This window comes from Bhargavaea cecembensis, assembly GCF_000826125.2.
GTDB classification, from domain to species: Bacteria; Bacillota; Bacilli; order Bacillales_A; family Planococcaceae; genus Bhargavaea; species Bhargavaea cecembensis_B.
Genome location: NZ_LN651373.1, coordinates 424,610 through 432,934, shown reverse-complemented (window position 1 = coordinate 432,934; position 8,325 = coordinate 424,610). Strand labels below are relative to the sequence as shown.

The window sequence follows — 8,325 nt, the reverse complement described above, 5'->3', positions numbered from 1 at the left end:
GGATGGCCGCTTCCGCCACCGCCCGGGCGACGGCCGGCGCGACGCGCGGGTCGAAGGGATCCGGAATCACACACTCTTCACGGAGCGTGTCCGGTCCGAGCAGGGCGGCGATCGCCTCGGCTGCGGCCCGCTTCATTTCTTCATTGACGTCTTTCGCCCTGACGGACAGGGCGCCCTTGAAGATGCCGGGGAAGGCGAGGATGTTGTTCACTTGGTTCGGGAAGTCCGACCGGCCGGTGCCGACGATCCGGGCGCCGGCCGCCTTCGCTTCGTCCGGCATGATTTCCGGCGTCGGATTCGCCATCGCGAAGATGATCGGGTCGGCCGCCATCGCGCGCACCATGTCCGGCGTGAGCGCACCGGCCGCGCTTACGCCGATGAACACGTCCGCGCCGCGGATCACTTCTGCGAGCGGTCCGGACAGCCGCTCCGGGTTCGTCATCCGCGCGATTTCTTCCTTCATGGCATTCATCCGCGCCGGACGGCCTTCATAGATGGCGCCGGCCGTGTCGCACATGATCATATGCCTCACGCCGAAGCAGTCCAGCAGCTTCGCGATCGCCACGCCGGCAGCGCCCGCTCCGTTGAGGACGACCCGAAGGTCCCCCATCGCCCGGCCCGTCAGCCGGGCGGCGTTCAGGAGACCCGCGGCAACGACGATCGCGGTGCCGTGCTGGTCGTCATGAAACACGGGGATGTCGAGTGCCGCCTTCAGCCGGTCCTCGATGTCAAAGCAGGCCGGCGCGGCGATGTCCTCCAGATTGATCGCCCCGAACACCGGCGCCATGAGCGTCACGGCTTTCACGAACTCGTCCGGATCTTCCGTGTCGAGCACGACCGGGAATGAATCAATCCCGGCGAAACGGCGGATGAGCGCCGCCTTCCCTTCCATGACGGGAATCGAGGCCGCCGCACCGATGTTGCCGAGCCCGAGTACGGACGTGCCGTTGCTGATGACGGCGACCGTGTGCCCCTTGATCGTATAATCGTACACATGCCCCGGATCCGCTTCGATTTCCAGGCACGGGGCCGCAACCCCCGGCGAATACAGCAGGCTCAGATCCCGCTTCGTCTCGATCGGCGCCTTCAGCGTGACCGACAGCTTTCCTTCCAGCTCCTTGTGCAGCTCCAACGCTTCCCGATACACATCCACCGGCATCGCTCTCCTTTTGGGCCTCAGAATAGACCGAATTTTTGTTCAATAAAATAAATCTCATTGTACGGTAGGATGCCCGCTTTATCAATAGAAATCGGCGAATTCCCGACAAGACATAAAAAAAGCCCGCCGAAGCGGACTTTTTTGCGTCAGGATTTAATCGTTTCAACAAGAAAATCAATAAACCGGTCGGAGTCCGCTTCCAGGCAGACATCGACATTCGGCTCTTTCCCGGTCCAGTTGCTGAAGTCGCACACCGTCTGGCCGTCGCACAGCGTGGAGCTCGTCTCGACATCGACGTGCAGGCGTTCCGTCCAGACGAACGACCGGTCGAGGGCGACGCCGACCGCGAGCGGATCATGCATCGCACAAGCCCGCAGGCCGGTCAGCTCCTCGAACCGCTTCATATAATGGGCGGTCGACTCTTTGACGAATCTTCCTTCCGCATTGCCCTGGGCACGCTCGATGTCCGATTCGGTCAGGAGCGTTTCCTGGGACACGTCGAGGCCGACAAGTGTCAGCGGGAGTCCGGCGTGCAGCACGGCCTTCGCGGCTTCCGGGTCGATGTACATATTATACTCGGCCGTCGGCGTGATGTTCCCCGGGCTCCGGACCGCGCCGCCCATGACGACCACTTCTTTCACCCAGTCCTTGAGCCGGGGCTCTTTGCGGATCGCAAGCGCCATGTTCGTCAGCGGCGCCGTGAGGACGAGCGTCAATTCGCCTTTGTGCTTTTCGGCCTGTTCGATGATGAAATCCGGGCCGAAGCCGGGTTCCGGACTGCCGGGCTCCATATCGCGGAGCGCCCCGCCGATTCCGTCGTCGCCGTGGACACTCACTTCAAAATGCGGCTTCCGGAGCAGCGGCCGGTCTGCGCCGCGGACGACCGGAATATCTTCACGGCCGATCAGCTTCAGCACTTTCAACGTATTGGCCGTCGCATTATCCAGCGACGTGTTCCCGTTCACCGTCGTGATCCCGACGACCTCCGCTTTCTTTGCGGCAAGGATGATCGCAATGGCATCATCGATCCCCGTATCCACATCCAGCAACAGTTTCTTCATTATGTATTCCGCCTTTCGGTTTGATCATCGGGCAGCCCCGCTGCGGCGGGGGCTGTATCATTGTAGTTGCCTGTAATGAAGTTCGGCAAACTGGGCGTATCGGCTGACCGCCCCGTAAAAGACGACTGTCCGTCCCATCAGATTGGAGTTGAAATCCTCATTCCTCGAACGCCACTTCCGCAAGCCTCGGCATGCCTTCCTGCGCCCCGAACTTCGTCACGGCGAGCGAGGAAGCGGCGACTGCGAATTCAACGGACGTGCGGACCGCCCAGCCGCGCGAGATGCCGGCGGCCAGCGCCCCGTTGAAGCAGTCCCCCGCACCCGTCGTATCGACGACGTCCACTTTCTGCGGGGAAACGAACCGGATCCCTCCGTCTTCCAAGTATGCGCAGCCCCGCTCCCCGAGGGTGACGATAAGCCCATGGCCGTGGCGCGCCTCCCACTCGCTCATCAGCAGCGCCAGTTCCTCATCCGATGAGAACCCCCGCCCGGCAAGCAGCTCGAACTCCGTCTCATTCGGCGTCAGGAAATCCACTTCCGCAAGCACGCTGTCGGGAAGCGGCTGGGCCGGCGCAGGGTTCAAGATGGTCACAGCTCCCGCCGACTTCGCTTCCGCCAGTACCTTCGCCACCGTCAGAACCGGGATTTCCAACTGCAGAAGCACGACGTCCGATTCCCGGATCGAAGCCGCCGCCCGGTCGTCCAGACTTTCCGGTGTCACCGTCCCGTTCGCCCCAGGGACGACCGTGATGCAATTGTCGCCGCCGACACTGAAAATATTCGCAATCCCGGTCGGCCTGTCCGTCCGGCGCACGGAACCCGTCCCGATCCCGTTTGCCTCAAGCCCCTCCAGCAGTACATCCCCGAACGCATCCGTCCCGACTGCGCCGACCATTTCCGTCTGGCAGCCGAGGCGGGCGGCCGCCACCGCCTGATTCGCCCCCTTGCCCCCCGGCAGATAATCGATCGTCTCCCCGAGGATCGTCTCCCCGATCCGCGGCAGCCTATCCGTCCTCGTGATCAAATCCATATTCATGCTCCCGACCACCGTCACCCTGTTCCTCATGCGCTCACCCGTTTCATTTCTTGATGAATCAAGCGTACCGCCGGGCGAGGTCTTGCGCAACCTCTAATGTGCATGTTTTCCGGCGGTCGTCCCCCAAACGGAAATGCCCCTCGACCGTTTCACGGCCGGGGGGCATGCAGCTTCAAAGCCGGTTCATCCGAAGATAGTACAAATAATCAAACACATGAAGTCCCGAAGGAGGCCCTTCCCCGACAATCCGGTCCGCGTGTGAGCGGATTTCAGAAGCCGTTTCCTTTTCCTCTTCCGATTCAAGGTACTCCACTGCCAGCGCATATACCGACAGCGCTTCGTAGCCTTCAACCGGCTTCCCCGATTCACGCACGTACCGGCCCGACAAGCGGCCGTTCTCCGACCATTCACGGATGAGCCACTCCTTGAATTCCGGCGAATCGATTCCCAGTGCACTCCGGTTGTTCGCGATCAGAAGCTGATCGACCATGTGGATCTCCGGCTTCAACACCCACTCTGCCGAGGCGGCCTGGTACGTCTCAGGAAAGAACGGATCTCCTCCCGGCATGTCTTCCAATAGTTTCCGGTTGGCCTCGGCATCCGGAAACAAGCTGAAGAAGTCCGGCGTCAAGTAACTGAGCGTCACTGTTTCGGCCGCATGTGCCTGTTTCTCATCCCAGCTCAAAAAATCCGTAATAACCCCATCGTTCAACTGGTTCGTCCGGATTGTGAGGAGGATGCGTTCCGCCAGTTCCCCGTATGCCGGTTTCTTGAACTTTTCCGCTCCGTCCCGCAGTGCGGCAGCGATCCGGACATCATCGATGAGTGCATTGGCGGATGCGCCTTCATTGAGCTCCCATCTCACCGCTGGACCGGCGGGCGTGTCGGCAAGAAATTCATCTTCCAGCCGTTTGACCTGTTCCTCGTATAGCGCTTGCTCGCCGACGGAGACAAGATATTCCAAGTACTGGCCGAGGCTCTCGGACAAGCGGGGCGCCTGCCGGTCATCCGGATAAGCACCGACCGTCCCGTCATTCATCCGATAATGGGACTCCACGTATGCGAAAGCCGGCTCTTCCGATACATCTTCCTCGGCGCATGAAGCGAGGAGCGGGAGAAGGACGAACAGCAGGAGCCCCCTTTTAAGACGGTTCATCGCTGACCTTCTGGCGGAAGCGCCGGGTCTTGTCCCAGCCGATCTCCTCACCTCGTGCCCGGCTCCGGATGTGGAGGAACGTGCTGCGGACAAGCAAGATGATGAAGAGCTGTGCGTAAGTGAAATACATCAACAGCAGGAAAAGGACATTTTTCGGCGTTACGTTCCGGTCGGCCACGATGCCGCTCAGCAACTGGATCGTGAACACCATATAACTCATGAACCAGAGCATAAGAAGTGGTGCACTGAGCTGGATCACATCGATATTCAATATGCCGAGCACGAGAAACAGATGCGAAAACAGCAATAGCAGCACGAACACGAAATAAGTCAGCAAATGCTGCATGCTCAGGACGAACGTGCGTCCTCCCCAGTGGGAAAGATCCCGCATCGACTTCTCCAGCAAATACAAGTTCCCGGTCAGCCACCGGGTTCGCTGTTTCAGGAACGTCTTCAGCTTCTCCGGCTCCTGCTCCCAAGTCCTCGACTCGGGAACGACCGGGAGACGGTACCCCTCGGCGGTCAACCGGACCGTCAGCTCTGCATCTTCGGCGAGCGCGTAAACATCATAGCCGCCCACTTTTTCAATGGCGCTCCGGCGAAGCAGCATATTCGTGCCCGCCAGTGAGCCGAGGCGGAACAAAGCCCAGCGCCCGCATTGCATAAGCAGTTGGAACACCTGGAATTCAAGCATGATCATGCGGGTGAGCGAATTTTTGCTTCCGTTCATCGTCTTCACGTATCCGACCGCACCGGCCGCCCGCTCCGTCGTCTCAGCGGTCTCCACAAGCAGACGCAGTGCATCCGGCTCCGGCTGGTTGTCCGCGTCATAGACGATGAAATAATCGGATTCCGTAATGCTGAGGCCGTAGTTCAGCACCCGCGACTTGCCTTTCGGCTCACCCGGCGGCACGGATACATAGTGGACATTCGAAAAAACATTTGCAAATTCCTTACCGATGTCGGCCGTTCCGTCGGAGGAATTATCATCAAGAAGATAAATATCCAGCTTGCCCGGGTACCGGAGCCGCAACATCGCACTCAGCGTATCTGCGATGACTACTTCCTCATTGTGCGCAGGAATGAGCAGCGACACACTCGGGTAGTCCGCCAGCGGCTTCGGCGGCTTCCGCTTTGCCCGGTACCAAAGGCCGGCGATCGTCGTAACCGTGTAAAAGATGAGAAGGAGCCAAAAGAACGCCATGATTACGAGCAGCAGCCAAGTCACGCCGACCGGCCTCCCTTCCATTCTTCGAACTCCACATCATTTGTCAGCTTCTTCTTTGTCAGTGTGAACGGAAGGTCGATCTCATTGAAGTTGTCCCTCGCCCCGCTCAAAATCCTCATCGCCGCCGTGACGGCCCCTCCCTCGGTCGTTCCCTGGAGAAGGACCATCACCTTATCATCGGGCATCGAAACAAAGTCATACTCATCCCGGACCGCCTGCAAAGCCATATTTGCGATCTTCTCCTGAACGAGTTTGCGGAGACGGCGGTTCTTTCCGGTGGGAGTGAAGGTCAGCAGCCACACTTCCTCATCCCGCCGCATCGCTCCGGCCAGGGCTTTCTTTCCCTGCGAAATGAATGCAGTCAAAGTCAGCGCCCCGATGTTCGGCACATGCTGTTCCAGCACGGAAACGTGATCGCGGAGATCCCGATTTTCTCTAAGCAATGTCTGCAAAGATGCCTGAAGCACCCAATAAATCAGCAAAAACGCAGTGACCAACAGGTGTACATACATATAACCCACCTGCGTGTACTGGGCGCTTCCCCGCAAAAACGCAGCTCCGGTCAGGAAAAAACCGAATGCCAGACTCGCGGAAACCGTGTAGATAAACACAAACCGACCCTTCAAGAATGACATGATCACGAGTGAACCACCGCAAATTGCCAGCGCCGTACTCCCGTAATGCCAATCCCCTGAAATCAGCCAATATCCGACTCCTCCCAGCATTATGAGCAACACTCCGAACTGAACCGTCAACGGCCACGTCCGCTTAGCCTTCATTGAACTCTCCTCCTCGGCTTTCCATCAATCGGCAAACACGGATTCGCAGTCGACCGTTCCGTAAGATCAGACGCACTGCCCCAGCCGATGCATTACGGAAATTCTATCAATGGTCTCTTAAACAACTCTTATTCCATGCGCCCGAAGGACCATTAGGCGGTTTCTAGCACGAGAGAATTGACGGACGATATAAATCCAAAGGCCTAGCTCGACAATAATAATCAGTTCGACGAACCGAGGAAATGAAAACAAGAGGCGAGAGTGCCCCCGGTAATCAGGATGCATTCCCGCCTCTTTTACTTGCGCGAAATTCAAGTTGGAGAGAAGCGTTGCTTTTATCGGGCGGCCCACCGGCGGCGCATTTTTCTCGTCTGGATGTCCGCTTCCCGGACAGGAATGGGAATCCGGCTGCCCGGGCCCGTCAGATGCAGGGCGATGTCCGTTGCGGAAGCCAGATTGATTTGATTGCCCGGTGAGACGAATACCGGCTTCACGCCTGCCGACGTGCGGACCGCCCGGCCGAGCGTTTCGCCGTCAACAACGATGTCCGTATAGCTTCCCTTTTCAATATCCGGCATGTCGTATTCTGCGTTGGCCACTTTGAAATAAGTTTTCGCCACGCCGATCGTCGGCTTTCCGAGAAAGAAGGATGTGTGTGTCGCAATCCCCATCCGCCGCGGATGCAGGATTCCGTTGCCGTCGAATATGAAAAGATCCGGCTCGGACTTCAGTTTTTCTGCCGCTTCCAAGATGAGCGGGAGTTCCCGAAACGTCAGGAAGCCGGGGGCATACGGCACCTCGATCCGGCCCACACTCTCCGCCCGTTCGATGACCTGCATCGTCTGCATGTCCAAAACCGCAATATGGCAGAAACCGGTCTCTTCCCCGTCAGCACCGGCATACGCCAGATCCACCCCGGCCACAGTGGAAATGTCTTGAATCCGGACCGCGAGACTCGTATCGGTTTGCTTGCCCAAGCGTTCCTGGATGGCGATAAACTCGGCCGGGGCGGGGCGGATTGGATGAATCCGGTTGATCTTCAATCCGCCTGTTCTTCTCCCCGGAAATAGCGGCGGATCCGTCCTACCTGTCTGCCCGGCTGAACATCAACCAAAATGCCGTGCAAAAACCCGTCCGCATATTCCCCGTAACCGAGAAGATTGCCGTCCAGCTCATCCAACTCATAGACGAGCCCCTCGACCGGGACGAGCAAATCCGCCTCTTCCCCCGTCCGAACGAACAGCCGGCCGCTTTCCGGATCCCTCTCCAGGTCATCGAGGTCATACCCTCTTTCAATCAACTCTTCCTTCGTCAGCAACTGAATATCCATTCGCGATTCACCGCCTTTGAACTTTCCATCACTTTACCCGCCAGAGGACAACTTGGAACAAAAGGCACTCTGAAATAAAAAAAGAGCAGCCCGCAATAGCCGCTCTAGATATGTATCCAGTCATTTTAATGTTCCCAGACGGGAAAGCGTCGTCGATACCGTCATTTCTTTGTTCTGATGATCCGGGTCGATCACCGTCAGCGTGACATGGACATCCGTCTGCTGTTTGGCATCCACCTGCAATGGAGTTGTTTGATTCACCGCGGTTTCCCCTACGGAAAGCTCATGGTTATAAGTTCCTCCACCCAAGGTCTGCGAATCTCCATTGCAACTTAAAACCACTTGATTGGCGGACAACTGAAGATTATAGGGTGAATTACACCGGCGATGATTCTCCGTCAATTGTGAGACGACCAAGTTCGCCTCCTGCTGCAGCCGGGTCGTAGAAGCCTGCGTCGCATTCATCTTCATATTCAGCCCCATGATCGTCATCGCCAGCAGCATGAACATCGTACCGATCACCAAAGTGGCCAACACCTCGACGAGCGTCATTCCGTTTTCATTCTCATTCATTCG

General features: G+C 58.1%; 9 protein-coding genes. All 9 read right to left on the bottom strand.

Translation table 11 applies throughout. The annotated features are described in order from the left end of the window. A partial coding sequence (locus BN1189_RS07780) for an NAD(P)-dependent malic enzyme (protein WP_040227135.1) occupies nucleotides 1-1,153 on the bottom strand: 1,153 nt, incomplete at its 3' end. 152 nt (nucleotides 1,154-1,305) lie between these two features. Continuing rightward, on the bottom strand, nucleotides 1,306-2,220 hold the full coding sequence (locus BN1189_RS07775; protein WP_040227029.1) for a nucleoside hydrolase: 915 nt from the start codon (nucleotides 2,218-2,220) through the stop codon (nucleotides 1,306-1,308). A 157-nt stretch (nucleotides 2,221-2,377) separates the two neighbouring features. Then, nucleotides 2,378-3,286 (bottom strand): ribokinase, encoded by a 909-nt coding sequence (gene rbsK, locus BN1189_RS07770; RefSeq protein ID WP_082194188.1) that lies wholly within the window; start codon nucleotides 3,284-3,286, stop codon nucleotides 2,378-2,380. A 142-nt stretch (nucleotides 3,287-3,428) separates the two neighbouring features. Continuing rightward, nucleotides 3,429-4,412, bottom strand: a complete 984-nt coding sequence (locus tag BN1189_RS07765) for a hypothetical protein (RefSeq protein ID WP_040227027.1) — start codon at nucleotides 4,410-4,412, stop codon at nucleotides 3,429-3,431. Further along, a complete protein-coding gene (locus BN1189_RS07760) occupies nucleotides 4,399-5,661 on the bottom strand; it encodes a glycosyltransferase family 2 protein (protein ID WP_052455742.1) in 1,263 nt (420 codons plus the stop codon). The genes BN1189_RS07765 and BN1189_RS07760 overlap by 14 nt, the downstream gene beginning before the upstream one ends. Then, complete coding sequence (locus BN1189_RS07755) at nucleotides 5,637-6,395, bottom strand: hypothetical protein (RefSeq protein WP_218922846.1); 759 nt, start codon at nucleotides 6,393-6,395, stop codon at nucleotides 5,637-5,639. Before BN1189_RS07755 ends, BN1189_RS07760 begins: the two co-directional genes overlap by 25 nt. 359 nt (nucleotides 6,396-6,754) lie before the next feature. Further along, complete coding sequence (locus tag BN1189_RS07750; RefSeq protein ID WP_040227024.1) at nucleotides 6,755-7,462, bottom strand: endonuclease V; 708 nt, start codon at nucleotides 7,460-7,462, stop codon at nucleotides 6,755-6,757. Next, complete coding sequence (locus tag BN1189_RS07745) at nucleotides 7,459-7,749, bottom strand: hypothetical protein (protein ID WP_040227022.1); 291 nt, start codon at nucleotides 7,747-7,749, stop codon at nucleotides 7,459-7,461. Before BN1189_RS07745 ends, BN1189_RS07750 begins: the two co-directional genes overlap by 4 nt. A 120-nt stretch (nucleotides 7,750-7,869) precedes the next feature. Continuing rightward, entirely contained in the window at nucleotides 7,870-8,322 is a 453-nt protein-coding gene (locus BN1189_RS07740; RefSeq protein ID WP_040227021.1) for a PilW family protein, read from the bottom strand. Between the last annotated feature and the right edge of the window lie 3 nt (nucleotides 8,323-8,325).

What these genes read in the sequence shown, in the direction of transcription:
- BN1189_RS07775 (WP_040227029.1), bottom strand. Translation starts at nt 2,220, where the DNA reads ATGAAGAAACTGTTGCTGGATGTGGATACGGGGATCGATGATGCCATT.
- BN1189_RS07745 (WP_040227022.1), bottom strand. Translation starts at nt 7,749, where the DNA reads ATGGATATTCAGTTGCTGACGAAGGAAGAGTTGATTGAAAGAGGGTAT.
- BN1189_RS07760 (WP_052455742.1), bottom strand. Translation starts at nt 5,661, where the DNA reads ATGGAAGGGAGGCCGGTCGGCGTGACTTGGCTGCTGCTCGTAATCATG.
- BN1189_RS07740 (WP_040227021.1), bottom strand. Translation starts at nt 8,322, where the DNA reads ATGAATGAGAATGAAAACGGAATGACGCTCGTCGAGGTGTTGGCCACT.
- BN1189_RS07765 (WP_040227027.1), bottom strand. Translation starts at nt 4,412, where the DNA reads ATGAACCGTCTTAAAAGGGGGCTCCTGCTGTTCGTCCTTCTCCCGCTC.
- rbsK (WP_082194188.1), bottom strand. Translation starts at nt 3,286, where the DNA reads ATGAGGAACAGGGTGACGGTGGTCGGGAGCATGAATATGGATTTGATC.